Consider the following 26,913-nt stretch of genomic DNA (forward strand, 5'->3'; position numbering starts at 1 on the left):
CATGCGAGGCGCGACAGGCATCATTGTCAGCGTTCTCCTGCTCGGCCTCACCTCGTTTGCGCGCGCAGAAGCGCCGTTTTCCCGCTGGTCAGCGGTAGTTGTGGCCGGCGACTGGCACGCCCACTCCGGCGGGCCGACGGAAGCTTTCGACAATGCCCGGCGCGACGTCGCCCTGACCCTCGCCGAGATCGGTTTCGACCCCGGGTCCGTGCACCAGTTCTCGGTGCGACCCGGTCGTTATCCGGCCACCACGCCCGGACCGTCTGATCCGCGTTCCATCCACGCCCGCCTCAAGCAGAGTGCCCAGAGCGCCAAGGCCGGCTGTCTCTTCTACATAAGCACCCATGGCAGCCCTGACGGGGCCTTGCTGGGCGAAACGATGCTGCGACCACAGCTTCTGGCCGCCATGATCGACGATGCCTGCCCGTCTCGCCCCAGCGTTGTGGTCATCTCGGCCTGCTTTTCCGGCGTCTTCATACCCGCACTGAAGAAGCCCGACCGCATGATCCTGACGGCCGCCCGCCCAGACCGGGCCTCGTTCGGGTGCGGCGAGAGCGACAAATATCCTTTCTTCGACGACTGCTTCCTGTCTTCGGCGCAGGGAGCCCGGGATTTCATGGCCCTGGGGACTGCCGTACAGGCCTGCGTCGCGCGCAAGGAGGCCGAGACCGGGGCTGAACCGGCGTCCGAGCCCCAGATGTGGATTGGTCCGGCCTTGCGCCCGTTCCTTCCCCTCTACGCCTTCGAGCGGTCAAAGCCGCCTTCGCCCTGACAGTGTCCCCAGCAATAGGGTCGCAGGTCGCACGGCGCTCTTTGATCGTGATGCGAGGCGCCCTAGAAGTCAGCTGAAGTCATACTGCCTGGGGGTCGGCCTTTGACGTCGCGCTTTTCGTCCCGAGCCGCTCTTGTTGCGGTCATGATCGGCTTCCTGGCCTCGGCGGTTTCCGCAGAGGCCCAGGACCTCGCGCCTCCACCGCAGCCACCACCCGTCGCCGCACCAGTGGTGGCCGCGGTGGGCCCCAGGCCCTATGCCAGCCTCAATCGGCGTGTGCGGCCACGCCCACCAGCGGTCCGGCAGGTGGCCAAGGTGGCGACACCTGCACCCGTGGCCAGTCTCGCCCCGCCCGTCGCCGGCGTTACGCCCCTGCCTGCGGCCGAACTGGAAGCCTTTGTCGACGGCCTGATCCGCCGCAGCATGGTCGAGGACCATATCGCCGGCGCGACCATCGCCGTCGTCCAGAACGGCCAGGTCGTGCTGAAGAAGGGCTATGGCGTCGCCAGTCTGAAGGGCCGCCGCGCCGTCGATCCCGACAAGACCCTGTTCCGGATCGCCTCGATCTCCAAGACGTTCACCTGGATCACCCTGATGAACGAGATCGAGGCCGGCCGCATGCGGCTGGATGGCCCGGTCAATCTCTATCTTCCCGAGCCCCTTCAGGTGCGCGGCAAGGACAAGGCACCCGTCCTGCTGCGTCACCTGATGACCCATACCGCCGGTTTCGAAGATCGCGCCCTGGGCCAGTTGTTTGAACAGGACTGGACGCGCGTCCGCCCGCTGAACGACTACCTGCGTCAGGAGCGGCCCCGTCGGGTGCGTGAGCCCGGCGTCCTTCCCACCTACTCCAACTACGGTGTGGCCCTGGCCGGAGCCGCCGTGGCCAATGTCACGGGCAAGCCCTTTGAGCAGCTGGTCGCCGAGGAGATCATTTTTCCGGCCGGCATGACCCGTACGACCTTCCGCGATGCCCGCCCCTGGCGCGACGACCTTCCGGCACCGATGTCGCCCGAACTGGCCGCCGACCGGTCGGCGGGGTTTCGCTGGACGGAGCTGGGCTGGCGCGAGCAGGCTCCGGAAATGACCGGCCATATCGCGCCTGCGGGGGGGGCCTCGTCTACGGCTGCCGACATGAGCCGCTACATGATGCTGCTGCTCGGCAGGGGCACGATTGACGGCAAGACGATCTATTCGCCGCGCACCGCAGACGCTTTCCGCACCTCGATGTACCGTCCGGCCCCCTATGCATCCGGCTGGAATGCGGGCTTCCAGGACATCCCCCTGCCCGGCGGCTATCGCGGCCTTGGTCATAACGGGGCCACCCTTTGGTTCTTCTCCAATCTTGTGGTGGTTCCAGACCTGGGACTGGGTGTCTTCGTGGCCGTGAACACCGATACCGGTGCCGAACTGCCTTCCGTCGTACCCTCGGCGATCATTGAGCGGTTCTATGCGCCGCCCCCCGCAATCCCGACGACCCGCCCCCTGAGCGCGGAAGCTGCCCGGATCTATGAAGGCGATTATCTGGGCACCCGCCGCGCCTATCGTGGCCTTGAGGGCTTCATTGGCCGCATGACCCAGCGGGCCGAGGTACGCGTGACCCCGGATGGTCAACTGGCCGTTCTGCGGGACGGACAATCCAGCCTTTGGAACGCCACGGACAAGCCTGGCGTGTTCAAGGCCAACGACAGCGCCCAGACCCTGGTTTTCGAGGTCTCCGACGGACGCGCGACGCGCTTTTTCGGCACCCCGGCCTTTGCCGCCTATGAGCGCATCGGTTTCCTGATGAGCTCGGGCCTGATGACCTGGATCCTGACCCTGTCTGGCATAGCCGCCGTCGCCACCCTGGTCGGGATCTTTGTGCGCGACCGGCGCGAGACCCGTCAGACCCCGACCCAGGCCCGCGCCAATCTGATGCAGACCACCCAGGCGACGCTGTGGCTGATTGCCCTGAGCTGCGTCGGCGCGTTCCTGGGCAAGTCGAACGACATCGCCTGGGTGTTCTATGGCTGGCCGAGCGGCTGGCTGGTGACGGCCTCGGCCTGCTGCCTCGTCGCCAGCGTCCTGACCGCCATCACCCTGGTCATGTCTCCCGTGGTCTGGCGCGGCGGCCGGCGCGTCGACAGCTGGACGACGCTGCGCAAGCTCGCCTTCACCTTCACCGCCCTGCTCTATACCGTCCTGGCGATCCTGCTGGCGGTGTGGAACTTCCTGTTGCCGTGGAGCGGCTGATCGGTCTCGGCCGGCGCTGAAATTGCACCGTTCTCCCAGGAACGATCCTTGGGAGGGGATGACGTGTCAAAGCAGGACGTTTTGGTGTTTGGCGGCGCCGGCCTGGGGGCCTGGCTCGCGGCGACGGCATTCTATGCCGCCTTCGGTGCAGGCGTTCTGGAGAGCGCCTTCTGGTTCTACGCCCTCAATGCCTTCGCGGCGGCGGCCTTTGTGACCTTTGTCTTCCAGGCTTCGGCACGGCTGCGGCACATCAAGCGGGGCAAGCGCATGCTGCCCATGCTGACCTTCGCCGCCCCGGGCCTGATGGCCAGCGCTGTGGTGATCGGCCGGTTCGATCTGCTGATGCCCGCGTCCGATCCGGTCAGTGTGGGTCGGTACGGGGCCTTCCTGATGGTGCTGTTCACGGCCCTGGCGGCTTCAGCCTTCGAGCGTGCGCCTCAGAAGGCCTGACTCGCGCTTGCGCACGAGGATAATGATCCGTTCGCGATCCCCCGGCCGGCGCTCGACCAGTAGCCGGCCGACCTGGGCGTCGTCGTGAAAGGCATAGCCCTTGATGGAATCCAGCAGGGCCTTGGCCAGGTTGTCGAGATCCATCCAGGGCGGCTCGCCGACGAACTCCATGAAGATATCGACCTCGAACTCGCCCCAGGCCGGCCGCGCCCCGCGCCAGACCTTGCGGAAAAACTCGTAGATCAGCGGCTTGTAGTACTTGCCCTGGGTGGTCAGGCCGTCGACCTCGAGGATCAGTTCGCCATTCGCCTCGCGGGCGCGCACCTTGCCATGCTGGGTCCAGCTGTCGTTCATCCGCGCCTCTTAAGCCCTAACGGCTTTGCAGTCTTGTCCCCCATTCGCTAAACCCGCGCCAACTGAACGCGAGGGATCCGCTCCATGACCGCCACCCGCATCGAGACCGACACCTTCGGGCCGATCGAAGTCGCCGCCGACCGCTACTGGGGCGCGCAAGCTCAGCGCAGCCTGGGCAACTTCAAGATCGGCTGGGAAAAGCAGCCCCTGCCCGTCGTTCGCGCCCTGGGCATCGTCAAGCGCGCCGCCGCCGAGGCGAACCTCGCGCTGGGCAAGCTGGACCCGAAGATCGCCGAGACGATCATCGCCGCCGCCAACGAGGTGATCGAGGGCAAGCTGAACGACCACTTCCCGCTGGTGGTCTGGCAGACCGGCTCGGGCACCCAGTCGAACATGAATGCCAACGAGGTGATCTCCAACCGCGCGATCGAGATGCTGGGCGGCGAGATGGGCTCCAAGAAGCCCGTCCACCCCAATGACCACGTCAATATGAGCCAGTCGTCGAACGACACCTTCCCGACGGCCATGCACATCGCCTGCGCCGAGCAGGTGGTCCACGACCTGATCCCGGCCCTGAAGCATCTCCACACGGCCCTCGCCGCCAAGGCCGCCGAGTGGAAGGACATCATCAAGATCGGCCGCACCCACACCCAGGACGCCACGCCCTTGACGCTGGGCCAGGAGTTCGGCGGCTATGCCCAGCAAATCGAGAACGGCATCGCCCGCATCGAGATGACCCTGCCGATGCTGATGCAACTGGCTCAGGGCGGCACAGCCGTCGGGACCGGCCTGAATGCCCCGGTGGGCTTCGCTGAGTTGGTGGCCGAGAAGATCGCCGGTGTGACCGGCCTGGCCTTCACCACCGCCCCGAACAAGTTCGAGGCCCTGGCCGCCCACGACGCCATGGTCTTCAGCCACGGGGCCATCAACACGGTCGCCGCCAGCCTGTTCAAGATCGCCAACGACATCCGCTTCCTGGGCTCGGGCCCGCGCGCGGGCCTCGGCGAACTGTCCCTGCCGGAAAACGAGCCGGGCTCGTCGATTATGCCGGGCAAGGTCAATCCGACCCAGTCCGAAGCTCTGACCCAGGTCTGCGCCCAGGTGTTCGGCAACCACTCGACCCTGACCTTCGCCGGCAGCCAGGGCCATTTCGAGCTGAACGTCTTCAACCCGGTCATGGCCTACAACTTCCTGCAGTCGGTGCGCCTTGTCGCCGACGCGGCGATCAGCTTCACCGACAACTGCGTGGTCGGTATCGAGCCCCGCGTCGACAACATCAAGAAGGGCGTCGAGAACAGCCTGATGCTGGTCACGGCCCTGAACGGCAAGCTGGGCTACGACGCCTGCGCCAAGATCGCCAAGACCGCGCACAAGAACGGCACCACCCTGCGCGAGGAGGCCGTCGGCGGCGGCTATCTGACCAACGAAGAGTTCGACGAGTATGTGCGTCCGGAGAAGATGATCTCGCCGGGCTGATGCTCCAGCTCGTCAGGATCTTTGACGACCTGCCGGAGGACTTCGACGCGCTCGCCGCGGAAGCCTCCGGCGAAGGCGTGCGCAACATGGCCCGGCTGGCCGATGGCTGGCGGGACGGCATACGCTTCCAGGAAGATGGCGAGGCCCTCCTCGCGGCCTTTCTGGCCGGGACTCTGGCTGGTCTTGGCGGCCTCTCCGTCGAGACCGGCGCCGCCGAACCAGCTCGCCGCCTGCGGCGCTTCTACGTGCGCCCGAACTTCCGCCGAGGGGGCGTCGCCACCGCCCTCGCCTCCGCCCTGATCCAGGAAGGCCTCGACAGCGTCAACCTACTGACGGTCAACGCCCGCGCCTCGCAAGCGGCAGGTCCATTCTGGGAAGCCCAGGGCTTCATGGCGGATAGGTCAGGCCCCTGGACCCACATCCTGCGCCGGAGCATTCTTTTGGAATGACCTGGGACGCCCGAAGCCACACCCGCGTGATGATCGCGGCGCTCTATGCCCCGTTCGGCGTTCTGCATATTGTCGGCAGCCATGGCTTCCTGCCGATCATGCCGCCGGTCATCCCGTTTCCTCTGCAGGTCGTGATCTTCACCGGCCTCTGCGAGATCGCCGGAGCGGCCGGATTGCTGATCCCGCAAACCCGACGACTGGCGGGGATCATGCTGGCGCTCTACGCGCTGTGCGTCTGGCCAGCCAACATCTATCACGCGTTCAGCGGCGTCCCGGCACCGCCCCTGCCCAGCACGTGGTGGTATCACGGCCCGCGCCTGCTGCTGCAGCCGCTGTTCATCTGGGCACCGCTTTGGGCCAGCGGCGTAGTCAACTGGCCGTTCCGCACCGCGCGATAGATCAAGGCCTTGCCGTTGCAATCACCGCCAGATCTGCAATCTTCGCGTGAACGTATCAGGAACACGCCATGGCCGCGCTGGACCGTCCCTATTGGATCGAAGCTCTGATCCAGCCCCGCGAAGGCTGGGATGCAGCGATCTATCCGTTCAACCTGCCGGTGCTACTCGGCCTCGACAGCATCACCTTTCATCCGCGCGTCACCTTCCTGGTCGGCGAGAACGGTTCGGGCAAGTCGACCCTGATCGAGGCCCTGGCCGTGGCCTGGGGTTTCAATGCCGAGGGCGGGTCGAAGGATCACAGCTACTCAACCCGAGAATCACACTCACCGCTCCATCGTTTCGTGAGGCCTGTCCGTGCGCCGATGAAGGCCCGCGACGGCTACTTCCTGCGCGCTGAGAGCTTCTTCACGACCGCCAGCTATCTGGAAGCCTCAGGCACGAGCCGGCGAGGTCAGGCCGGTTTGCATGAGCGCTCACATGGTGAGGCCTTCTTTGACCTGTTCGACCATCGCTTCGAGGGCGACGGTCTCTACATCCTCGACGAGCCCGAAGCCGCCCTGTCGCCAAGCCGGCAGCTGTCGTTCCTGGCCAAGCTGAATCAACTGGTGCTGGCGCGTTCGCAGCTGATCATCGCCACCCATTCGCCGATCATTCTCGGCTATCCCGACGCCTGGATCTACGAAACCTCAGAGCGTGGCCTCAATCGAGTGGACTACGAGAACCTCGACCACGTCACCGTGACCCGCAGCTTCCTCAACCGCCGCCAGACCTTCCTGGACGTGCTGCTGTTGGAGGATGAAGAGGAAAGATAATCACCCATCCCCTGGACGCCCTGATCGCGACCTCGGCATCCGCCGCGCCCTCGACCGCCTGTTTACCGGGTTCGGAGGCCTAGCGCCGCACCACCACCACCTCGCGCCCGATCGGGGCCAGGGCGATGATCGCCAGCTGGAAATCCTTGATGGCGAAGGGGATGCCGATGATCGAGATGGCCTCTGCGAAGGCGATCATCAGATGGCTCAGGGCGATGTACCAGCCGGCGAAGATGAACCAGATGACATTCAGCACGAAGCCCAACGGCCCGGTGCCCAGGTCGCCCTTGCCGTTGACGATCTCGCGACTGACGATCTCCTTGCCGAACGGCCAGAAGGCGAAGCCGGCGATGCGCCAGGCCGCCCCCGTATAGGGTAGGCCGACAATGGTGATGGCCAGCAGCGCGCCGCCCAGCAGCCAGAGCAGGCCGGTGAGCCAGCCGCCGCACACAAACCACAGGATGTTGAGGATCAGTCGGATCACTTAGGCGGCTCCCAGCCCTTAACCAAGGTCTCAGAGTTGGGGCCAATCGGCTCGCTTGTCGAGAACCGACCGCGCGTCTTACGGCGAATTCACGCCTTGCCCGGCCAGGGAGGTCACCAGTGGTCACTTGAAGCCGCCCAGGGCCTTGGTATCCGAACCAAAACAGAGTCAGTCACGACCTGACCCTTTGCCTATTTGATCAATTGCCACTGTCGGACCCAACGGCCCTTGGTGATCTGGCCGAGGGCCAGAAGATAGATGCCTGCATAGAACACCGTGCCCAAACCCAGCAGCCCCCAGGTCCAGGGCCCGGGCATGTGCAGGGTCGGCGCGGTCGTCACCCAGTCGTGGCGCGGCGAAGTCAATTCCAGCCAGAGCCCGCCGACCCAGGCGGCCGAAAACACCGCCACGATCGGATAGCGCAGAAGCGGGTGGCGCTGAACCAGCAGCCAGGTCTGGATCAGGATGGCTATCACCCCGGCCGCGAACCCCGCCAACCATGGCCACCACGGACCAGGGACAAACCGCGCGACCCGCAGGGCCGCCCAGCCTGGGGCCCACAACACAGGACCTAACAACAGGACGATCAGCACGACGCTGAAGAGCACGCCCAGCCCGCCCCCGATCACCTTGCCGGCGACTTCACCAGCCTCGTGGGCCCGGACATTGGGATCCCCGGCCGGATTTTCCGGTGAGGTCGCGATGATGGTCTGCAGCCTGGGGAGAGTCTCACCTGGTGCTGGCCTTGGCAGGCCCAGGAAAAGGAGCTTTTGCCGCCGGGCCATCAGGCTCTCCGGCTGACCGCGAAGTCGGCCAGACTCTCGAGCGCCTCACGCCAGTCATTGGCCGGGAACAGGGCCAGGGCCGCCTTGGCCTTGTCGGCATAGTCGGAGGCGAGATCGAGCGTCGCGTCCAGGGCCCCCGAGCCGATGATCAGCTCCCGGGCCCGGCGGAAATCGGCTTCGGTCTGCTCGCGGCGGCCGATGGCCCGCTCCCAGAACTCGGCCTCGCGCGGACCCGAACGGGCAATGGCCAGCAACAGAGGCAGGGTCGCCTTGCCTTCGCGGAAGTCATCGCCGGCATTCTTGCCCAGGGTCTCGGTCGCGCCACCATAGTCGAGGGCGTCATCCGCCAGCTGGAAGGCCAGGCCTAGGTTCAGGCCATAGGCCCGCAGGGCCTCGGAGCGCGCCGGATCCACACCGGCCGACACCGCGCCAGCTTCGGAGGCTGCAGCAAACAGTTCGGCCGTCTTGGCCGCGATGATGTCGAGATAGATCGCCTGCGAAAGGTTCAGATCGTGACTGCGGGTCAGCTGCAGAACCTCGCCCTCGGCGATGACGCGGCTGGCGCGGGCCAGGATTGCCAAGGCCTTCATCGAGTCGGTCTCGACCATCAGCTCGAAGGCGCGGGCAAACAGGAAGTCGCCCACCAGTACGCTCTGGGCCGCACCCCAGATCAGGTGTGCCGCAACCTTGCCGCGGCGCAGCTGGCTGCCGTCGACCACGTCGTCATGCAGCAGGGTTGCGGTGTGGATGAACTCGACTGAGGCGGCGAGCTTCAGGCAGGCGTCATTGTCCGAACCGGCCAAACGCGCCGCGGCGACAGTCAGCAAGGGACGCAGGCGCTTGCCGCCGGCGGCGATCAGGTGCTCGGCCAGGGCCGGAATGACCGGTACATCGCTCTGCATGCGTTCGGTGATCAGGCGGTCGACCCCGCCCATGTCGGCGGCCGCCAGACGCACCAGTCGATCCACCGATCCCGGCTCTCGGGGGAGGGTCGCTGCAACTGCGTCCAAGACGATACTCTCCTTGACCGACGCCCGGTGGCACAGGGGCTCTGTACGCCCCCAGCAGGATCAGCCGTTGCAGGGGACAATGGTGGCGGGATAGGTCACGGTCAAGACAAGCACAAGGCTTGATGCGTTGGACGACACCCAGGTCACCGAAGATCGCGTGCTGAACGGCCGAATCCGGCTCCGCCAGAGGGCCGACGGATACCGTGCGGGCATGGATGCCGCCCTCTTGGCGGCGGCCTGTGATGCCGCCGAGGGCGACCGGGTGCTGGACGCCGGCTGCGGTGTCGGCGGAGCGCTTCTCGCGGCCGCCGGCCGTCGACCCGGGGTTCGATTCCTTGGTGTGGAACGCGATCCCGAAGCAGCGAGCCTCGCTCGCGGCAATATCGCTCTGAATGATCTGGGCGATCGGGTCGAGATCGCTACGGGTGACATTGAGGCCGGGTTTCGAGCACTGGACCTGCCGGTTTTTGACGCCGCCATCAGCAACCCGCCGTTCTTTGACGACCCCGGCGCACTGCGCGCGCCTGCCCCCGCCAAATCCGGGGCCTGGATGGCCGATGGCGGGCTAGCGGCCTGGACCGGCTTTCTGCTCAAGGCCGTCCGGGAAGGCGGGAGCATTACGATCATCCACCGCGCCGACCGACTCGGCGACATCCTGGCTCAACTGGGGGCCAAGGCGGGCTCGTTCAGGATCCGGCCGATCCAGCCCTTCGGCGATGCCCCGGCCAAGCGGGTGATCGTCAGGGCCCTCAAGACCGGTAAGGCCCCACTGGTTCTGCTGCCGCCCCTGGTGCTGCATGATCGCGAAAGCGGGCGGCACTCGGCGGCGGCCGAGGCGATTCTGCGCGGAGACGCCGGCCTGGAGTGGTGACCTGCCCTATTCCGCGTAGAGCCGCAGGGCTTCGAGGCACAGTTCCAATCCGGTCAGATCCCGCAAGGGGTCACCTGTCACGATCACAAACAACCGCCGCACCTCGGCCCACAGCATGACGGTCTCAGGCAGGCCGTAATCCTCGACCACACACCCGTCGCCGTCACGCCAGACACCGGCTTCATCGCGCTGGGCCCCGATGAACGATTCGACGCGATCGACATACTCAGCCTGGGATTCGTCCGGCACGTTCAGATAGCCGAAGACAGGCCGGCCCAGGCCGGCCAGGACCCCTGCTTCAAAGGCCGCCCCAGGATCGGCTGACGGGCCCCGCCAGGGTGTCAGATTGACAACGCCGGCATCTGCCTGACGCAATCGCGCCATGCGGGCGGCATAGAGTTCCCTGGCCTCGACCTCTGAACCCTGGTTCCCATTCAGCGGGGGCGGTTCGGGTGTCAGGCCGGAAAAGCCAGCGTCGATACAGAAGGCCCTCTGACGGGCCGATTGGGCCACGAAATCCGGGAGCCAGACATCAGGGCCGGCCAGCCATATGGAACGCACGGGACGCATGTGTCCTAGAGCTTGGTCCCTAGGGGGCCTGTCAATCGCTGTTAAGGACTGCAATGCCGCAAATTCTTCGTCGCACCCTGCTGACGGCCCCACTGGCCCTGGCGGTCGACCCGGCCAGGGCGGCGCCGATCCTGCCTTGGACGGCCTATGAGCGCCGCCTTCGCTCTGGCCTGACCGACCCACCGGGCGGGGGCTTCGACGCCGAGTTTGAGGCCACCCTGCTGGACCTCAACAATCTGATCCGCCAGCGACAGGGCCTCCCGGGCCTGCGGGCCGACAGTGGCCTGATCCTGACAGCGCGCGCCCATGCGGCAGACATGGGTCGCACTGGCCTCTATGACCATGTCACCGCCGACGGCTTCAGCCCTGCGGGGCGAGTCGGCCTCCTGGCCCGCGATCTGGTCGGCGCGGCCGGCGAGAACATCGCCATGCGCCGAAACGCGTCCAGCCCCGTTCAACCCGACCAGATCCTGAACCAGTGGCGGGATAGCCCGGGTCACAGGGCCAATCTCCTGGCCCGCGACTTCACCCATGTCGGCTATGGCGTCCTGCGCCAGGGCCCGCGGGTCGTCGCCGTGGGGGCCTATGCCGAGGTCAGCGCCCGGCTGGCGCGGCCGGCACCGCTCAGAGTGCAATCCACGGGGCAGATCGCCGCTGCCCTGGCCCGTGCGACCCCGACCATAAGCCAGTTCTCGGTTTCGGAGCCTGGCGGCGACATTCTGACGACGACCTATATCGAGGGCCGCCTGCCATCAGTCCTGGCCCCCGGGGCCTGGCAGCTGCGTCCACACCTGTCTTCAGGCGCGCACCGCTACCAGGTGGCCTGGGGGCCGGTTTTCTTTCTGGAATAGCCTACTGCGCGATGCCCAGGGCCTCGATACGGATGGCGACGCTGTCGCCAATGGCACCGGCACCCGTGGTGCTGCCAAAGGCCTTGCGGCTGATGGTGCCCGTGATGGTAAAGCCCGCCTGGCGCTTGGGATTGTTCGGCGCTGCGCCGATCTTGTTCAGCTTGACGTCCAGGACGGTCGGCTGGGTCATGCCCATCAGGGTCAGATCGCCCGTCACCTTGGCCGTGGTCGGGCTTGTCAGCTCGACCTTGGTCGACTTGAAGGTTGCGGTGGGAAAGCCCGGGGCGTTCAGCCAGCGCGGTGCCTTCAGATGCTCGTCGCGACCGGTATGCGCCGACAGCAGGCTGTCGATATAGACCGTGGCCTCCACCCGGGATTTGTCGGGCGCGGCTTCATCCAGGAAGACCGTACCTTCGGTCTTGGCGAACAGGCCGATCACCGAGTTGAAGCCAAACCGGTCGATGATGAACATCGTCTCGGTATGGGCCTCGTCGAGCTTGTAGGCGACCTCGGCGGCAAGGGTCGGTGCAGCGGCGACCGACAGGGCAGCCCCGGCGATCATGGCGGCGAGCAGGCGTTTCATGGAGCGTCTCCTTCGTCTTTCCCAGGCGGGACCGAGAGGGACTGTTCATCGCCCTGTTGCGCTGCGCAAGCCGGAAACGAAGCCCTCCGCCGAGGACTTCGTTTGGGTCAACCGGCCCGGTCAGCCAGCAGATCGTCCAGCTGCTCAAACTGGATGGGCAAGCCGGCGGCCGACCCCTGGAGGGCTTCGTCACAGCCTTCCTTGTTGGGATAGAGCTCACTCAGCGTGAGGAGCGTCTTCCCACCGAGGTCCTTAAAGGTGACGGTCGTCACCGTGATCTCGCCGCTCTCCTCATTGGTCCAGACGATGCGCGAGGGCGGCACCACGTCGGTATACTTGCCGAAAAAGGCCATGGCATTGGCAGCGTCCAGCCCGAACTCCAGGCGGTAGCCGCCCCCGGTGCGCACATCCATTTCACAGGCCCTAAGCGGCACCCCCAAGGCCTTGGGGACCCACCAGCGCTGAAAGATTTCGGGCCTGGACCAGGCCTCGAACACAATCTCCGGCGGGGCGTTGAACTGCCGGGTCACGACCAGTTCCCGGTCAGACTTCCGCTCCACCACGGTCTCATTCACTCCCGACATTTTGGCCCTCCCCCTGCTTCAGTTCATCGATGATGTCGTCCAGCGCGTCGAAGCGCAGCGCCCAGCGTTGCCGGTAGCGCTCGATCCACGCCGCCTCATCCTCCAGCCTGCCCGGCCCCAGCCGACACGTCCGAACGCGGCCGGTCTTCTCGGTTACGACCAGGCCGGCCTGCTCCAGAATGCTGATGTGCTTCTTGATGCCCGTGAGGGTCATGTTGAACCGCACGGCGAGGGCAGTGATCGAGCACTCGCCGTGCCCAAGCTGTTCCAGCACGCCCCGACGGGTGGCGTCCGAGAGCGCGGCAAAGGCGGCATCGAGCGGGGCGAGTTTGTACTGAACCATTTGGTTCAGTATTTATCACGGCTACGCCAACCGCAAGCCCCAAATGAAAAGCCCCCGGCCGGGGGCGGCCGAGGGCTCTGACAACGATCCTTTGGAGAAGGACCCTTAGTTCTTGGTGACATCCACCAGCTTGTTCTTGGCGATCCAGGGCATCATGTCGCGCAGGCGGCCACCGACCTCTTCGATCTGGTGCTCGGCCGAGCGGCGACGGGTCGCCTTGAAGCTGGGCTGGCCAACGGCGTTTTCCAGCATGAAGTCGCGAACGAACTTGCCCGACTGGATGTCTTCCAGCACGCGCTTCATCTCGGCCTTGGTTTCCGGCGTGATGATCCGCGGGCCGGTGACATATTCGCCGTACTCGGCCGTGTTGCTGATCGAATAGTTCATGTTGGCGATGCCGCCTTCGTACATGAGGTCGACGATCAGCTTCAGTTCGTGCAGGCACTCAAAATAGGCCATTTCAGGCGCGTATCCGGCTTCCACCAGCACTTCGAAGCCCGCGCGAACCAGCTCGACCGTACCGCCGCACAGGACGGCCTGTTCGCCGAACAGGTCGGTCTCGCACTCTTCGCGGAAATTGGTTTCGATGATGCCCGAGCGGCCGCCGCCGATGGCGCTGGCATAGGCCAGGCCCAGGTCGTGGGCATTGCCGGTGGCGTTGTGGTGCACCGCGATCAGGCAGGGCACGCCGCCGCCCTTCTGATACTCGCCGCGCACGGTATGGCCGGGGCCCTTGGGCGCGACCATCAGGACGTCGATGGTGTCCTTGGGCTCGATCAGGCCGAAGTGCACGTTCAGGCCGTGGGCGAACAGCAGGGCCGCACCGTCACGGATGTTGGGGGCGATGTCGTTCTTGTAGATCGCGGCCTGATGCTCGTCCGGAGCCAGGATCATGATCAGGTCGGCCCAGGCGGCGGCTTCCGCCACGGTCATGACCTTCAGGCCCTCGCCTTCGGCCTTCTTGGCGGTGGCCGAACCGGCGCGCAGGGCGACGGCCACGTTCTTGGCACCCGAGTCCCGAAGGTTGAGAGCGTGCGCGTGACCTTGCGAACCATAGCCTACGATCGCGATCTTCTTGTCCAAGATGCGGGCGAGGTCGGCGTCGCGATCATAATAGACGCGCATGTTTTTTCTCCAAGGACTGGTCAATCAGGCCACACCGCGCAACAGCGGAGCGACAAAGGCCGGGCGTTTGAGCGTTTTTTTGCCGTTTCGTCAAGGTGCAGCGCACCATGGACGGCACCTGCTCGCGGCCCGGCGAAGCTTTTAGCGCGGCGCGGGCTTTGGCGCCACGCCAAGCCGATCAGTCGGGCGCAAGCAGACATGGAAAAGGACCCCTTGCTGCCAAGGGGTCCCTCCCAAGTCCGATTGATCCGGTCCTACCAGAACAGGTTGTAGTAGACGCTCAGCACCTGGCCGGACCAGACATCGACCAGGATGGCATTCTCGCCGACCCGGACCCACTCGCAGCCGATCGGCGGCTGGGGCAGACCGTAACGGTACCAGTCGAGATAGTAGGCGCTCGAGTACCAGCCGCCCGGCAGATAGTCGCCATAGGACCAACTGCGGACATACCAGCCGCGCGGTGCGCGATAGGGACCGCCCCGGAACCGTTGCGACCCCTGGAAGCTGGGCCTGTAACGGCGCTGGTCGTAGTGGGAACGGCCATTGTCGCGATCGCGATACTGATAGCCCGGCCGATTGCGGTCATAGCCGCCCCGGTCATCCCGACCACGGCCATCGCGGCCCCAATCCTGACCACCCCGATCGCCACGCCCCCTGTCGTCACGGCCACGATCCCAGCCGCCGTTGCGATCCTGAGGGCCACGGTTCCAGTCCTGACCGCCGCGATTGTCGCCACCACCGGGCCGACCCTGGTCGCCGCGACCTTGATCGGGGCGGCCCTGATCCGGGCGAGACGGACCGCCGCGGTTCCAGTCCTGGCCGCCACGATTGTCGCCGCCACCAGGGCGGCCCTGGTCGCCGCGTCCCTGATCGGATCGCCCCTGATCCGGGCGGGGCGGGCCGCCGCGGTTCCAGTCCTGGCCGCCGCGATTGTCGCCGCCACCAGGGCGGCCCTGGTCGCCGCGTCCCTGATCGGGGCGGCCCTGATCGGGGCGGCCTCCACGATCGCCACGATCCCAGCCCGGCTGACCGGACGGTTGGGGAGCCTGGAAGACCGGCGGGGCTTGCGGGGCCGGCGGCGGGGTCGGTGCCTGGGGCGCGGGACGCCCCCCCCCATTCCAGTCGGGGCGGGCACCGCCCCAGTCGCCGCGCCCACCGCCGCTGCGGTCGCCGCGCGGCTGATCCCCGCCTTGCCAGCCACTCGGACGCTCGCCATCGGGCCGCCCGCCGGGCTGGCCCGCCGAGTCACCGCCGCGATCGCCACGCGGGCCATCCTGCCGCTGCTCCCGCTGGGCGGCCATCGCCGCCCCGGATCCGGCTTCCGCTGCCGCGCCGCCCAGCAGCGACAAGACCATGGCGGTCGAGATCAGACGCTTCATTTCGTGCTCCAAGGGGCCTTGTGCGCGGCCCCGGCTTTGTCCCTTGATGCAACATCGGCTGCCGCGGATGAACCGCATTTGAACGGATACGCCAGGACTTCAGATGACCGCACACCCCATGGATATTGTCGGCTTCTGGAGCGCAGCCGGCCCCAGAAAGTGGTTCGCCAAGGACCCGGCCTTCGATTCGATCATCGCCCTCAAGTTCGAGCAAACCCACTATCGGGCCGCCCAGCGCCGCTATGATCACTGGAATCAGACTCCAGATGGCGCTCTGGCACTGATGATCCTGCTGGACCAGTTTCCGCGCAATCTTTACCGCAACACCGCCCACGCCTTCGCCACCGACCCCCTGGCCCGAATGTTCGCCCGCGACGCCCTCGCCGAGGGGCACGATCAGGCCGTCGAGGCCAAGCTTCGCCCCTTCTTCTACCTGCCGTTCGAACATTCCGAATCCCTGGAAGATCAGGAATTCTGCGTCGAGCTGTGCGCGGCCCTGCAGGCTGACAGCGGCGATGAGGGCACCATCAAGTGGGCCATAGAGCATCGCGACATCATCGCCAGGTTCGGACGCTTTCCCCATCGCAACGCCGTTCTGGGCCGCGAAACGACGCCGGAGGAACAGACGTTCCTGGATGAGGGCGGATTTGCCGGCTGAAATGGCAGTCCGCTGTGGACGCTACCCTGCGCCGCACTGGGCAAACTCGCGATTCGCAGCCACTCTAAAAGCCATGAACACTACTGCCCTCGCCCCACCCAAGGCCGCTGCTGACCATCCCGAGCGGCAGTATCTGGACCTGCTCGCCGACATTCTGGACAACGGGATCCAGCGCGGCGATCGCACGGGCACCGGCACCCTCGGCGTATTCGGCCGCCAGATCCGCTTTGACCTGTCCAAGGGCTTTCCGGTCCTGACCACCAAGAAGCTGCACCTGCGCTCGATCTTTGTCGAACTGCTCTGGTTCCTCAAAGGCGACACCAATGTGCGCTGGCTGCAGGAGAACGGTTGCAAGATCTGGGACGAATGGGCTGACGAAAACGGCGACCTGGGTCCGGTCTATGGCAAGCAGTGGCGCTCGTGGGCGACACCCAATGGGCAATCGATCGACCAGATCGCCAACCTGATCGAAGGCCTGAAGACCAATCCCAACAGCCGCCGGCATATCGTCAGCGCCTGGAACCCGGCCGATGTCGAGGATATGGCCCTGCCGCCCTGCCACTGCCTGTTCCAGTTCTTCGTGGCCCCAGATGGTAAGGGGGGCGGAAAGCTCAGCTGCCAGCTCTATCAGCGCAGCGCCGATGTCTTCCTGGGTGTGCCGTTCAACATTGCCTCCTATGCCCTGCTGACCCTGATGGTCGCCAAGGTGGTCGGGCTGGAGCCCGGCGAATTCGTCCATACCTTCGGCGACGCGCACCTCTATCTGAACCATCTGGACCAGGCCCGCGAACAGCTGACCCGCGAGCCCTTCCCCTTCCCCACCCTGACCATCGCCGACAAGCGCGACCTGTTCGGGTTCGCATACGAGGACTTCAGGCTGGAGGGCTATGAGGCCCACCCGCACATCAAGGCCGAGGTATCGGTCTGACCTGGGCTACCGATCGCCTGGACCAGGTTAAGGCCGGTGGAGTGGCCCTGCCGCCTGTGGTCGAGACCCTGAAGCTGGGCGGTCTGGACGACTGGGGTCCGGGCTGGGCCAGAAAGACCTGGCAGCCGTCGCCGGAACTGCTCAACAGCGACGGCTCGATGTTCGGCGGCTATCTGGCAGCCTTGGCGGACCAGATTCTGGCCTTCGCGGCCATGACCGCCGCCCCGGCGGACGCCATGTTCCGCACAAGCCATCTGAAGATCGACTTCATTCGTGTGGGCAAGGCCGAACCCCTGCGTCTGGAGGGGCGGGTCGTGGCGAAGACGCGCTCGGTCATCCATGTCGAGGCCGACCTTGTCCGTCCCGATGGCGAATTGGTCGCCCGCGCCAGCGCCCAGCAGATCATCGTTCCCTTCGGCCAGACCTAGAACGTTTTCCGATAGGTGTGAAACGGTTATAGGATCGAAAAACGCTCTAAACTTCTGATTTAGAACCCTTTTCACCCAAGCCCTGATGAAGCCATCAGGTCGGAAAGGGCTCTAGGGCTTCAGCACGATCTTCCCGGTAGTGCCTGCGGACTGCAGCAACTCCTGGGCCTTGCCCGCCTCAGACAGGGGAAAGGTCGCGCCGACCTGCGGTTTGAGTTGACCGGTACCGATCAGGGCCATCACCGCCGACAGGTCCTGGCGATAGACCTCCGGCCTGGCATCCCGCCACGAAGTGACATTGTAACCGACCATGCCCTGACTGGCCGAGAATAGCTTCAGGGCCGACAGCCGGTCTGCCAGCAGCATCCGGATCATTGCCGCAGGCCGCATCCGGCCACCCTTGGTGGCGTCATAGCCGCCATAGAGCACCGCGGTGCCGCCTTCGCGGAGGGCAGCGATCGACGCCGTCTTGAGATGCGGCCCGCCGACATGGTCGAAGGCTGCGACCACGCCGCCATCCGACAGGGCCCGCGCCCGTTCAGCCACCGGCTCGCGCCGGTAGTCGACATAGATACCGCCCTTGGCCTCGACCACTGTCTGCTTGCCCGCAGAGGCCGTGCCGATCGCCCTCACCCCCGTCAAACGGGCCAGATCCAGCAGAAGTCCGCCGACGCCGCCGGCCGCGCCGTGCACCAGTACCCACTCTCCCGCCTGGGCCGAAGCGACACGATGGAACATCTGCCATGCTGTAAGGCCGTTGAGCACGCCGGCCACCAGCAGCTCGGCGGCGACGCCCTCCGGCGCGGCGACCACGTGTCGGGCCTCGACATTGCGGCGGTCGGCATAGGAGCCGGTCACGGTCAGGGCGGCGACACGCTGTCCGACGGCCAGGCCTTCAACGCCGGCCCCGAGGGCCTCGATCCGGCCGACCAGGTCATAACCCGGCGTCACCGGTGCCTTGACCCCGGGATAGAGGCCCGTGCGCATGACAATGTCGGCAAAGGCCACGCCGGCCGCCTCGATCACCACCTGGACCTCGCCCGGTCCGGGGGGAGGCAGGGCCACCGTGCGCCCCTGCAGAACCTCGACGCCACCGGTGCGCGCCATGTGCATCTCGAAGGCCGAACGCGTCATGATGAAGTCTCCCTGACTTCAAATTAACACCGTTCAGATGGCGAGCAAGGTCTCTTGGCTGGCGTCCAGCCAGGGGCGAGGCTAAGCAGGAGGGCATGATCCCTGTCCTCTCCATTGTGGTGGCTCGCGCTGCCAACGGCGTCATCGGTCGCGACGGCGATCTGCCCTGGCGGCTGAAATCGGACCTGGCCCTGTTCAAGGCCAATACCCTAGGCAAGCCGATCATCATGGGTCGCAAGACCTGGGACAGCCTGCCCCGCAAGCCCCTGCCCGGCCGCATGAATGTGGTGCTGTCCCGCGACGGCAGCTTTGAGCCCCAGCAGGCCGTGGTCTGCGAAAGTTTCCTGGAAGCCGTACAGATGGCCCGTGAACAGGCCCAGGAGGACGGTGTCGACGAGGTCTGCGTGATCGGCGGCAGGGCCCTGTTCGACATGGCTTTGCCCAAGGCCAAGAGACTCTATCTCACCGAGGTGGCCGCGGAGGTCGAAGGTGACGTGATCTTCCCCGATATCGACGAAGCCGCCTGGTCAGAAGTGCGTCGCGTGGACTACCCCGCTGGCGAAGGCGACGACCATGCCTTCACGTTCCGGGTGCTGGAGCGCCGCTAGGTTTGGGGCAGATCCCTCTGGCCAAAGAACTGCTATCGCCCCATTCAAACGCCCGTTTATAGTCTCCCCATACGCCCGTCAGAGGCGCTCAGGGAGAGACTGGATGGACATCGAACTCGTCGCCGAAGGCCTGCTGTTTCCGGAGGGCCCGATCGCCATGGCCGACGGCTCGGTGATCCTCACCGAGATCCAGGGCCAGAGGCTGAGCCGCATCACGCCCGACGGCAAGCGCGAGACGGTGGCGGAGACCAGCGGCGGTCCCAATGGCGCAGCCATCGGGCCGGACGGGGCGATCTATGTCACCAATAACGGGGCCAGCTTCCAGTTCATCGACATGGGTGGCCTCAATGTGCCCGGCCCCACGCCCATCAGCCATACAGGCGGCCTGATCCAGCGGATCGATCTGGCGACGGGGGCGATCACCACGCTCTACACAGAGTGCGATGGCAAGCCGCTGGTCGGTCCCAATGATCTGGTCTTCGACAAGCAGGGCGGCTTCTGGTTCACCGACCATGGCTGCTCAACGGCCGAAGGCCGCAAGTTCGGCGCTCTGTACTATGCCCTCATTGACGGCTCGAAGATCGTGCGGGCCCGCGATCACTTTGTCTCGCCCAATGGGGTGGGCCTCTCTCCCGACGAGAAAACCGTCTATATGGCCGATACGACCCTGGGACGGCTATGGTCATTCGACATCGCCGAACCCGGCGTCCTGGCCCCTCCGGCCGGCTTCGCGCCGGGCAATGTGGTCTGCAATCTGCCGGGCTATCAGCTCCTGGACAGCCTGGCGGTCGAGGCCGGCGGCAAGGTCTGTGTGGCGACCATCATCAATGGCGGGATCACCGCCTTCGATCCCGACGGCTCGACCGAGCACTTTGCGATCCCCGATGTGATCGTCACCAATATCTGCTTTGGCGGGGCTGACATGCGCGACGCCTGGATCACGGCCTCCGGGACCGGCAAGCTCTACAAGGCCCGCTGGCCCCGGCCGGGCCTGAAGCTGAACTTCAACGCCTAGAACCCACGTCCTCCCCCCGAGGGGGGAGGACCAAAGGCCTAGTAAAGAACGCCCAGGGCTTCACGTTCGAAGCTCTTCAGTTCGTCATTGCGACCTTCGCGGATCTTTACGACCCACTCGGGATCCTGCAGCAGGGCGCGACCCACACCGACCAGGTCGAACTCGCCGCGATCGAGGCGCTCCAGCAGGCCATCGATCGAGGCCGGCTGGCTGCCTTCGCCGCCGAAGGCCGCGATGAATTCGCCGGACAGGCCGACCGATCCGACCGTGATGGTCGGGGCCCCCGTCAGCTTCTTGGCCCAGCCGGCGAAGTTGAGGTCCGAGCCCTCGAATTCAGGCTCCCAGAACCGGCGCTGCGAGCAGTGGAAGATGTCGGCACCGGCATCGGCCAGAGGCTGCAACCAGGCTTCCAGCAGTTGCGGGGTTTCGGCGTTCTTGACCGCATAGTCCTGCTGCTTCCACTGCGACAGGCGGATGATCACCGGATAGTCGGGGCCTACGGCGACACGGACCGCCTTGAGGATCTCCGCCGCGAACTTGCTGCGCTCGGCGATGGTCGGACCGCCAAAGGCGTCCGAGCGGACATTGGTGCCGTCCCAGAAGAATTGATCAATCAGATAGCCATGGGCACCATGCAGCTCGATGGCGTCAAAGCCCAGCAGCTTGGCATTGCGGGCAGCGTCGGCGAAGGCGGCGATGGTATCGGCCACTTCCTCGTCGGTCATCGGCTCCGTGAACGGGTTGCCGCCCTTCTTGGACAGACCCGACGGGCTGTCGATCTTGCCCAGAACGTCCTTACCCTTGGCCGCACCCACATGCCAAAGCTGCGGGGCGATCAGGCCACCGGCCGCATGGACCTCGTCCACGACCTTCTTCCAGGCTGCCAGTTCCTTTTCGCCATGGAAGCGCGGGACATTGGCGTCATTCAGCGAGGCATCGCGGGCCACGCCCGTACCTTCGGTAACAATCAGGCCAACCTGGTTCTCGGCGCGGCGGCGATAATAGGCGGCCACGTCGTCGGTGGGCACTCCGCCCGGCGAGAACGACCGGGTCATGGGGGCCATGACCACCCGGTTGGGCATTTTCAGCGACTTGAATTCGAACGGCTTGAAAAGGGCGTCGAGGGCCATGGGGCGCTCCGAAGGAGGAAATGTACTGCAACCCAAACACTTGTTTGGTGCGTTCGCCACACAGAAAAACTGCAACGGCAGCTGTATCTGGTGTGACGGATGGCAAATGAACAGGGGGCAGCCGCGCGGTTCGCGGCGCCCCCTGCGTCCAGTCCAGCCGAGACGGCCTAGAGCCCCAGCACCATCTTGGCCATGATGTTGCGCTGGATCTCATTTGAGCCGGCATAGATCGAGGCCTTGCGGTAGCTGAAATAGCTCGGCGCGGCCGGCGCAGCATAGTCCGGCCCGGCCCGGCCTTCATTGGTCGGTGCCCAGGTGTCGCGCACGAAGGGCGCAGCATAGGTACCGACCGCTTCGAGCGTCAGTTCCGTGATCGCCTGCTGGGCCTCTGAACCCACGCATTTCAACATCGATGACACCGGTCCAACGGCCTTGCCGGCGCTACGCCCGGAAAAGATCCGCAGCTCGGCCGCGTTGAGGGCCTCGACCGAGATCTCGAGATTGGCGATCTTGGAGCGGAAGTCCGGATCGTCGATCAGACGGCCACCGTCATCGGCCACTTCCTGGGTGGCGATGCGCTTGACCTTCTTGAGCATGTTCATCAGGCCCGGCGCATAGGCATTGCCGCGCTCGAACTCCAGCAGGTACTTGGCATAGGTCCAGCCCTTGTTCTCCTCGCCGATGCGATTGGAAACGGGCACGCGCACATTGTCGAAGAAGACCTGATTAATCTCCTGTTCGCTCTCGGCGGGGCCGTCGAGGGTGACCAGGGGCTTGATCTGGATGCCGGGGGTATCCATCCGCAGCAGCAGGAACGAGATGCCGTTCTGTGGCTTGCCCTCGGTCGAGGTGCGCACCAGGCAGAACATCCAGTCGGCCCACTGGGCATGGGTGGTCCAGATCTTGGAGCCGTTCAGCACATAGTCGTCGCCGTCACGCTCGGCCTTCATCTGCAGGCTGGCCAGATCCGATCCTGAACCGGGTTCCGAATAGCCCTGGCACCACCAGATGTCGGACGACAGGATCGGCGGCAGGTGCTGCTTCTTCTGTTCCTCGGTGCCGAAAGCGAGGATCACCGGGGCGCACATCTTCAGACCCATCGGGGACGGGTTGGGCGTGCCCGCCAGGCTCAGTTCCATGTTGAAGATGTAGCGCTGGGAGGCCGTGAAGCCACAGCCACCCCACTCGACCGGCCAATCCGGCGCAGCCCAGCCGCGCTCGGCCAGCTTCTTCTGCCATTTCACCTGGCCGGCCTTGTCGAGATAGCCGTTCTTCGACTGGCTCATCTTGCGACGCAGATCGTCGTCATAGGCGCCGGCGATCCAGTCCCGGACTTCCTGCTGGAAGGCGAGGTCCTCTGGCGAAAAGGCGAGATCCATGGCGACTACTCCACCGCGTCCAGATATTCGATCTCGGGGCGACCGGCCATGAAGGGCCCCATCGCCACGCCACCGGCCTTGAAATAGTCGGTACCGCCATGCGCCTTCAGGTCGTCCATCGACGCATAGAGCTCCAGCACCTTGTAGACGCCGGCTTCGGTCTTGGACTTGGTCAGCTGGTACAGCAGGCACCCGGGCTCATTGGCCTTGACCTTGGCTGCCAGATCCAAAAACACGGCTTCGAATTCAGAGGTCTTTTCGACCTGGACCTTCAAGGTCGCCACTACACCGATCATGCTCGCCTCCCAACGCTTGTTTGAAAGCAGCATCTGCCACACCGACCCGCGCCGCAAGGGCGACGTTGGGGAAGGCCGGGATCAATTGTGTGGGTTAAGACCGCTCGTTCCAGCCATAGGCAACCCAGGAATGGCCGCCGACATTGCGCGCTTCGAGAAGGGACGGATCATCCGGGGTCTTGGCCCGTACCGTGCGGCGGGCCCGCAGGGCCAGGGCCACAAGGCCAAACAGGGCGCTGCCCATGAAACCGATGACAACCACGGTGGCCGCAAAGACGACCGCGAGGACGGACCCGATCACGACGGCCGCCGACGTCGCCAGGGCACCCGCCAGCCAGGCCAGGCTGCGCAGGGCTGAGCCACCGGTCATGGTTGTCGAACCAGTCATTGATTGTCCCTTCCGGGCCAGGGGCCGAAAACAGCATGTACAGCCATTAAGGTTGGTGCACGGACGCCGAACGTCAACTCAATACCCGCGTGATCCGTCCGAAAAGACAATTTCTGGCGTGACATTGCATCTTGACCCGCAGTTTGGGGACCACACCCTCACCCGGCCGCGGCCAGACCCAGTTCCCGGCGTTCACGCATCACGGTGCTGAAGGCTTCGTTGATCGCGGCCGACTTGGCTTCGGCCACCTCGATGAACTCACTGGGCAATCCCCGAGCCCGGGCGCGATCAGGATGGGCAAACGACAGAGCCGATTTCCAGGCCAGACGGACCGTGGCGTCGTCGGCATCGTGGGCGACATCCAGGATCATGTAGGGATCATCGGCCTTCGCCCCCAGATGCACGGCCCGCAACCTGCGGAAGCTCAGGGGCGAAAGCCCGAAAAGACCCGCAACCCGTTCCAGATAGTCCAGCTCTTCCTGGGTGACCACACCGTCGGCCTTGGCGATATAGAACAGGCCGTCCACCACATCCTCGAGGATCTGGGGACAGGTGCGATATCGCTTGGCGAGTCGCTTGGCATAGCTCTCGAAGCCATGAGTGGTCTGACGGGCCAGATCGTACAGCCGGTGGATGTTGCCCTCGGAGGCGGGATCAGGCTGGAACACTTCGCTGAAGGCAGCGAACTCGTGCCCGTCGGCGCGACCGTCTGCCTTGGCCAGCTTGGCCCCCAGGGCCGTTACGGCTGTCGAGAAGGCCGGATCCTCACCCGGCAGCCCGGCCGGACAATCCGGGCACTCCGCCAGGTCCAGCCGGCGCGCCGCAAGGGTAGCAATACTGCGCCAGAAGGTCATGGAAACGTTGAGAGCCTAACAGGATGGCGGTTTGAAGACCGGTTAGATACGCAAGGAACAGCGAGACAGATCTCGCCCACAGGGGCTGTACTACCATATTCTGCCGCCGCCCCTACCCTGCGGAAGCCTGAATGAACCCGAATTCATCCTGCAGCCTTTCGCCGCAGCGACCGTTATCGACCAGCTTCAGCTCTGGCTGAATGTCAGGATCGCCATGCTGTGGTCCCATTCCGCCCCGAAATGCTCTAGTCAAAGCACGACAGACCTCAAAAGGACTTCCGCCCGAATGGCGACCGCCCTCCTTCTCGCCCTGGCCATGATGGGTCAGGCCCCCGTCGCTTCCGCCTCCACGGCGCCGGCCGACGACTATGGCTATGTCGCCTGGTGCTATGGTGCACTCGGCGGCTATGTGGATCTTTATGATCAAGTGATGCCCGAGGTCACCCGCATCGAAAAAGCCTTTCCAGGTCCTGGCGGAATTGAGGCGGCCCTGAAGACCTATCCCGAGATGCGCACCCAGGCGCGCGCCGACATGAAACTCTTCACCGCTGCGATCACGGCTGCGGAAAAGGCCAGCCCTCGGCCGATCTCGGAATATGGCGGTGCGGCCGTCAAGAAGGGCCGGTCTGTATGGAGTGGCGCGGACTCGACCAGCAAGGCGCGACTGGCCCAGGTCTGGATGAGCTGGTCGCCACCCGGCGACTGTGAAACCCGCGCAAAGTCCCTCGAGAAGCGTTCGACCATCCTCGGCAAGGCCCTGATCTACAACGCTGCAAAGCCGGTTGAACCGGCCCCTTCGGCAGTCCAGCCTCCAGAACCGGCTCCCGTTGCGGCCGAGGCAGAAGCCACGCCCTTGCCCCCCGCCGAGGTGACCCCGGCACCCGTCAAGCCGGCGCCGACCAAGGCCGTCGCCGCAAAGACGACGGCCAAGCCACCGGTCAGCCGCCCCCGTACTGAGTTCGTGATCGACGCAAGCGACCCCAAGCCCTGCCCGGGCCGACTGGACCCAGCCCGGCGCGACGGCAAGGACGTGCTGGTCTGCAAACCCGACTAGGGCTTGACCGGCAAAGCGCCGCTCGCAGCCAGGGCCTTGAACCACGCATAGGAGGCCTTGGGCGTTCGAACTCCGGTGGCGCGGTCATGGGCGACCAGGCCGAACTTGGAGGTGTAGCCGAGGCTCCACTCGAAATTGTCGAGCAGGGTCCAGCAGAAGTAGCCGCCTATCGGCGAACCGGCTTCGCGGGCCGCCAGCACAGCTTCAAGATGGCGGCGCAGATAATTGATCCGGAACGTGTCCTGGATCACCGCCGGGCCCTTGCTGAACGGATCCGAGCAGCCGTTCTCGGTGATCATCACCGGTGGATTGCCGTACTCTCGCCGCACCAGTTCAAGAACCTGGAACAGCCCGGAAGGGTCGATGTGGCGCCCAAAGGCATCCAGCTCAACGCCCTTGGGCGGTGCCGCCGGGGCGATCTTGCTGGGTGAAGACAGGTCAAGCCGGACATAGGCCGGGGCGTAGTAATTGACGCCCAGGAAGTCGACCTTCTGACGGATGGCCGCCATGTCGCCATCCTTGACCGTGCCGGCTTGCAGCATGTCCAGCAGGGGCTTGGGATAGGTGCCCTTGAACAGCGGATCGAGCCAGGCCCGGTTCCACAGGGCGTCCAGACCGTCCGAGGCCAATCGGTTCCAGAAGGCCAGCTCTCCACCCGCCGGCCTGCAGGGTTGCAGGGCCATGGTGGTGCCAACCGACAGGTCGTTGTGGCTTGCGCGCAGGGCCTGGATGGCCAGGCCCTGGGCCAGATTCATGTGGTGGACCGTCGGGCCGAGCAGAGCGCTGTCCTTCAAGCCGGGCGCATGCTCGCCCAGCAGATGGCCAAAGACGGCGTGAACTGCCGCTTCATTGAGCGCGATATAGCGTTTCAGCCGGTCGCCCAGACGGTCGACCACGGCGTTGGCATAGTCGGCAAACCGCAGGGCCGTATCGCGGTTCTTCCAGCCACCCTGGTCCTGCAGGGCCTGGGGCAGGTCCCAGTGGAAAAGCGTGGCATAGGGCGTGACACCCTTGGCCAGCATGGCATCGACCATTCTGGAATAGTGATCGAGGCCGGCAGGATTGATCGCGCCACCGCCGGACGGCAGCACCCGCGACCAGGAAATCGAAAACCGGTAGGCCCCGAGGCCTGCACCGGCGATCAGGTCAATGTCGTCGGCATAGCGGCGATAACTGTCGGTGGCCACGGTGGCGTCGGAGCCATCCACCACGACGCCGGGCTTCTTTTCGAAAACGTCCCAGACACTGGGTCCGCGACCGTCGGCCGTTTGGCCGCCTTCCGTCTGAAAGGCAGCGGAGGCCACACCCCAGACGAAGTCCTTCGGGAACTGGCGTGACCGGGGATGAAGCTCGGTATCCGGACTGGCCTGACAGCCTGAAAGCCCCAGACCCGCTCCACCCAATGCCAGGGCCCCGAGGCCTCGCCGGCTGATGCCCTGATGATCCACGCTGGTTCCCTCCCGAGGTCGGAGGTCAAACGCCTCCGTTCAGGACGAGGATGCCGTGGAAGGAG

The 26,913-nt window shown here is 65.3% G+C and carries 32 protein-coding genes; 15 read left to right on the forward strand and 17 right to left on the reverse strand.

The features are described 5' to 3' along the window. The first annotated feature begins 1 nt into the window (after position 1). The 3 genes from AQ619_RS11840 (at position 2) to AQ619_RS11850 (ending at position 3,454) form a co-directional block, all read left to right on the forward strand. Entirely contained in the window at positions 2-772 is a 771-nt protein-coding gene (locus tag AQ619_RS11840) for a C13 family peptidase (protein WP_062147678.1), read from the forward strand. Positions 773-874: 102 nt separating this feature from the next. After that, positions 875-3,004 (forward strand): serine hydrolase domain-containing protein, encoded by a 2,130-nt coding sequence (locus tag AQ619_RS11845; protein WP_062147681.1) that lies wholly within the window; start codon positions 875-877, stop codon positions 3,002-3,004. Positions 3,005-3,067: 63 nt separating this feature from the next. After that, on the forward strand, positions 3,068-3,454 hold the full coding sequence (locus AQ619_RS11850) for a hypothetical protein (RefSeq protein ID WP_062147684.1): 387 nt from the start codon (positions 3,068-3,070) through the stop codon (positions 3,452-3,454). Here AQ619_RS11850 and AQ619_RS11855 read toward each other — a convergent pair. Continuing rightward, on the reverse strand, positions 3,422-3,808 hold the full coding sequence (locus AQ619_RS11855) for a RusA family crossover junction endodeoxyribonuclease (protein WP_062147687.1): 387 nt from the start codon (positions 3,806-3,808) through the stop codon (positions 3,422-3,424). The two genes, AQ619_RS11850 and AQ619_RS11855, sit on opposite strands and share 33 nt — an antisense overlap. A gap of 84 nt (positions 3,809-3,892) precedes the next feature. Between AQ619_RS11855 and fumC the strand changes: the two genes are divergently transcribed. From fumC to AQ619_RS11875, 4 genes are all read left to right on the forward strand, one after another. Continuing rightward, complete coding sequence (gene fumC / locus AQ619_RS11860; RefSeq protein WP_062147690.1) at positions 3,893-5,284, forward strand: class II fumarate hydratase; 1,392 nt, start codon at positions 3,893-3,895, stop codon at positions 5,282-5,284. Beyond that, positions 5,284-5,733: a GNAT family N-acetyltransferase gene (locus AQ619_RS11865; protein WP_062147693.1), complete on the forward strand. Its 450-nt coding sequence runs from the start codon at positions 5,284-5,286 to the stop codon at positions 5,731-5,733. Before fumC ends, AQ619_RS11865 begins: the two co-directional genes overlap by 1 nt. Further along, positions 5,730-6,131, forward strand: a complete 402-nt coding sequence (locus AQ619_RS11870) for a DoxX family protein (protein WP_084745954.1) — start codon at positions 5,730-5,732, stop codon at positions 6,129-6,131. The genes AQ619_RS11865 and AQ619_RS11870 overlap by 4 nt, the downstream gene beginning before the upstream one ends. A 68-nt stretch (positions 6,132-6,199) precedes the next feature. Continuing rightward, positions 6,200-6,943: an AAA family ATPase gene (locus tag AQ619_RS11875; RefSeq protein ID WP_062147696.1), complete on the forward strand. Its 744-nt coding sequence runs from the start codon at positions 6,200-6,202 to the stop codon at positions 6,941-6,943. Between the two features lie 79 nt (positions 6,944-7,022). Here AQ619_RS11875 and AQ619_RS11880 read toward each other — a convergent pair whose 3' ends face one another. The 3 genes from AQ619_RS11880 to AQ619_RS11890 all read right to left on the reverse strand — a co-directional run bounded on the left by AQ619_RS11880 (position 7,023) and on the right by AQ619_RS11890 (position 9,222). Beyond that, positions 7,023-7,427 carry a YccF domain-containing protein gene (locus AQ619_RS11880; protein ID WP_062147699.1) on the reverse strand — a complete coding sequence of 135 codons (405 nt, stop codon included), beginning with the start codon at positions 7,425-7,427 and terminating at the stop codon, positions 7,023-7,025. A 191-nt stretch (positions 7,428-7,618) separates the two neighbouring features. Beyond that, a complete protein-coding gene (locus AQ619_RS11885; RefSeq protein WP_062147702.1) occupies positions 7,619-8,212 on the reverse strand; it encodes a hypothetical protein in 594 nt (197 codons plus the stop codon). After that, positions 8,212-9,222: a polyprenyl synthetase family protein gene (locus AQ619_RS11890; protein ID WP_166504225.1), complete on the reverse strand. Its 1,011-nt coding sequence runs from the start codon at positions 9,220-9,222 to the stop codon at positions 8,212-8,214. Before AQ619_RS11890 ends, AQ619_RS11885 begins: the two co-directional genes overlap by 1 nt. 127 nt (positions 9,223-9,349) lie before the next feature. Between AQ619_RS11890 and AQ619_RS11895 the strand changes: the two genes are divergently transcribed. Beyond that, positions 9,350-10,093 (forward strand): tRNA1(Val) (adenine(37)-N6)-methyltransferase, encoded by a 744-nt coding sequence (locus AQ619_RS11895; protein ID WP_062147708.1) that lies wholly within the window; start codon positions 9,350-9,352, stop codon positions 10,091-10,093. Between the two features lie 6 nt (positions 10,094-10,099). Here AQ619_RS11895 and AQ619_RS11900 read toward each other — a convergent pair whose 3' ends face one another. Further along, positions 10,100-10,663 (reverse strand): nucleoside 2-deoxyribosyltransferase, encoded by a 564-nt coding sequence (locus tag AQ619_RS11900; protein ID WP_062147711.1) that lies wholly within the window; start codon positions 10,661-10,663, stop codon positions 10,100-10,102. Positions 10,664-10,716: 53 nt separating this feature from the next. Here AQ619_RS11900 and AQ619_RS11905 point away from each other — a divergent pair, with 53 nt between their 5' ends. Then, a complete protein-coding gene (locus AQ619_RS11905; RefSeq protein WP_062147714.1) occupies positions 10,717-11,514 on the forward strand; it encodes a CAP domain-containing protein in 798 nt (265 codons plus the stop codon). Position 11,515: 1 nt separating this feature from the next. Here AQ619_RS11905 and AQ619_RS11910 read toward each other — a convergent pair whose 3' ends face one another. From AQ619_RS11910 to AQ619_RS11930, 5 genes are all read right to left on the reverse strand, one after another. Continuing rightward, complete coding sequence (locus AQ619_RS11910; RefSeq protein ID WP_062147717.1) at positions 11,516-12,097, reverse strand: YceI family protein; 582 nt, start codon at positions 12,095-12,097, stop codon at positions 11,516-11,518. A gap of 107 nt (positions 12,098-12,204) precedes the next feature. Then, positions 12,205-12,681, reverse strand: a complete 477-nt coding sequence (locus tag AQ619_RS11915) for an SRPBCC family protein (RefSeq protein ID WP_062147720.1) — start codon at positions 12,679-12,681, stop codon at positions 12,205-12,207. After that, positions 12,665-13,024, reverse strand: a complete 360-nt coding sequence (locus AQ619_RS11920; RefSeq protein ID WP_062147723.1) for an ArsR/SmtB family transcription factor — start codon at positions 13,022-13,024, stop codon at positions 12,665-12,667. The genes AQ619_RS11915 and AQ619_RS11920 overlap by 17 nt, the downstream gene beginning before the upstream one ends. Positions 13,025-13,129: 105 nt before the next feature. Then, positions 13,130-14,149 carry a ketol-acid reductoisomerase gene (ilvC, locus tag AQ619_RS11925; RefSeq protein ID WP_062147726.1) on the reverse strand — a complete coding sequence of 340 codons (1,020 nt, stop codon included), beginning with the start codon at positions 14,147-14,149 and terminating at the stop codon, positions 13,130-13,132. Between the two features lie 254 nt (positions 14,150-14,403). After that, complete coding sequence (locus AQ619_RS11930; RefSeq protein ID WP_062147729.1) at positions 14,404-15,528, reverse strand: RcnB family protein; 1,125 nt, start codon at positions 15,526-15,528, stop codon at positions 14,404-14,406. A gap of 103 nt (positions 15,529-15,631) precedes the next feature. Between AQ619_RS11930 and AQ619_RS11935 the strand changes: the two genes are divergently transcribed. From AQ619_RS11935 to AQ619_RS11945, 3 genes are all read left to right on the forward strand, one after another. Then, positions 15,632-16,186 carry a DUF924 family protein gene (locus tag AQ619_RS11935; RefSeq protein WP_062147732.1) on the forward strand — a complete coding sequence of 185 codons (555 nt, stop codon included), beginning with the start codon at positions 15,632-15,634 and terminating at the stop codon, positions 16,184-16,186. 73 nt (positions 16,187-16,259) lie between these two features. Continuing rightward, positions 16,260-17,114 (forward strand): thymidylate synthase, encoded by an 855-nt coding sequence (locus AQ619_RS11940; protein WP_062147735.1) that lies wholly within the window; start codon positions 16,260-16,262, stop codon positions 17,112-17,114. Between the two features lie 41 nt (positions 17,115-17,155). After that, entirely contained in the window at positions 17,156-17,542 is a 387-nt protein-coding gene (locus tag AQ619_RS11945; RefSeq protein WP_236849465.1) for a PaaI family thioesterase, read from the forward strand. Positions 17,543-17,653: 111 nt separating this feature from the next. Here the strand turns inward: AQ619_RS11945 and AQ619_RS11950 are convergent, their stop codons facing one another. After that, on the reverse strand, positions 17,654-18,676 hold the full coding sequence (locus tag AQ619_RS11950; RefSeq protein WP_062147742.1) for a zinc-binding dehydrogenase: 1,023 nt from the start codon (positions 18,674-18,676) through the stop codon (positions 17,654-17,656). 95 nt (positions 18,677-18,771) lie between these two features. Between AQ619_RS11950 and AQ619_RS11955 the strand changes: the two genes are divergently transcribed. Together AQ619_RS11955 and AQ619_RS11960 are read left to right on the forward strand one after the other, a co-directional pair. Further along, positions 18,772-19,284: a dihydrofolate reductase gene (locus AQ619_RS11955; RefSeq protein ID WP_062147745.1), complete on the forward strand. Its 513-nt coding sequence runs from the start codon at positions 18,772-18,774 to the stop codon at positions 19,282-19,284. 103 nt (positions 19,285-19,387) lie between these two features. Then, positions 19,388-20,299, forward strand: a complete 912-nt coding sequence (locus AQ619_RS11960; RefSeq protein WP_062147747.1) for an SMP-30/gluconolactonase/LRE family protein — start codon at positions 19,388-19,390, stop codon at positions 20,297-20,299. A gap of 38 nt (positions 20,300-20,337) precedes the next feature. On the opposite strand, the gene AQ619_RS11965 is transcribed toward AQ619_RS11960, so the two are convergent. From AQ619_RS11965 to AQ619_RS11985, 5 genes are all read right to left on the reverse strand, one after another. Next, complete coding sequence (locus tag AQ619_RS11965; protein WP_062147749.1) at positions 20,338-21,429, reverse strand: NADH:flavin oxidoreductase; 1,092 nt, start codon at positions 21,427-21,429, stop codon at positions 20,338-20,340. Positions 21,430-21,596: 167 nt separating this feature from the next. Then, complete coding sequence (locus tag AQ619_RS11970; protein ID WP_062147752.1) at positions 21,597-22,808, reverse strand: acyl-CoA dehydrogenase family protein; 1,212 nt, start codon at positions 22,806-22,808, stop codon at positions 21,597-21,599. 5 nt (positions 22,809-22,813) lie between these two features. Next, positions 22,814-23,104 carry a putative quinol monooxygenase gene (locus tag AQ619_RS11975; RefSeq protein WP_062147755.1) on the reverse strand — a complete coding sequence of 97 codons (291 nt, stop codon included), beginning with the start codon at positions 23,102-23,104 and terminating at the stop codon, positions 22,814-22,816. A 94-nt stretch (positions 23,105-23,198) separates the two neighbouring features. After that, the gene (locus tag AQ619_RS11980; protein WP_084745957.1) at positions 23,199-23,492 is read right to left on the reverse strand and encodes a hypothetical protein; all 294 of its coding nucleotides are present in this window, start codon (positions 23,490-23,492) and stop codon (positions 23,199-23,201) included. Positions 23,493-23,650: 158 nt separating this feature from the next. After that, complete coding sequence (locus AQ619_RS11985) at positions 23,651-24,346, reverse strand: J domain-containing protein (RefSeq protein WP_062147761.1); 696 nt, start codon at positions 24,344-24,346, stop codon at positions 23,651-23,653. A gap of 286 nt (positions 24,347-24,632) precedes the next feature. Here AQ619_RS11985 and AQ619_RS11990 point away from each other — a divergent pair, with 286 nt between their 5' ends. Continuing rightward, a complete protein-coding gene (locus AQ619_RS11990; protein WP_062147764.1) occupies positions 24,633-25,400 on the forward strand; it encodes a hypothetical protein in 768 nt (255 codons plus the stop codon). On the opposite strand, the gene AQ619_RS11995 is transcribed toward AQ619_RS11990, so the two are convergent. Next, on the reverse strand, positions 25,397-26,848 hold the full coding sequence (locus AQ619_RS11995) for a GH1 family beta-glucosidase (protein WP_062147768.1): 1,452 nt from the start codon (positions 26,846-26,848) through the stop codon (positions 25,397-25,399). The genes AQ619_RS11990 and AQ619_RS11995 overlap by 4 nt on opposite strands. Between the last annotated feature and the right edge of the window lie 65 nt (positions 26,849-26,913).

This window comes from Caulobacter henricii, from assembly GCF_001414055.1.
Lineage (GTDB): Bacteria > Pseudomonadota > Alphaproteobacteria > Caulobacterales > Caulobacteraceae > Caulobacter > Caulobacter henricii.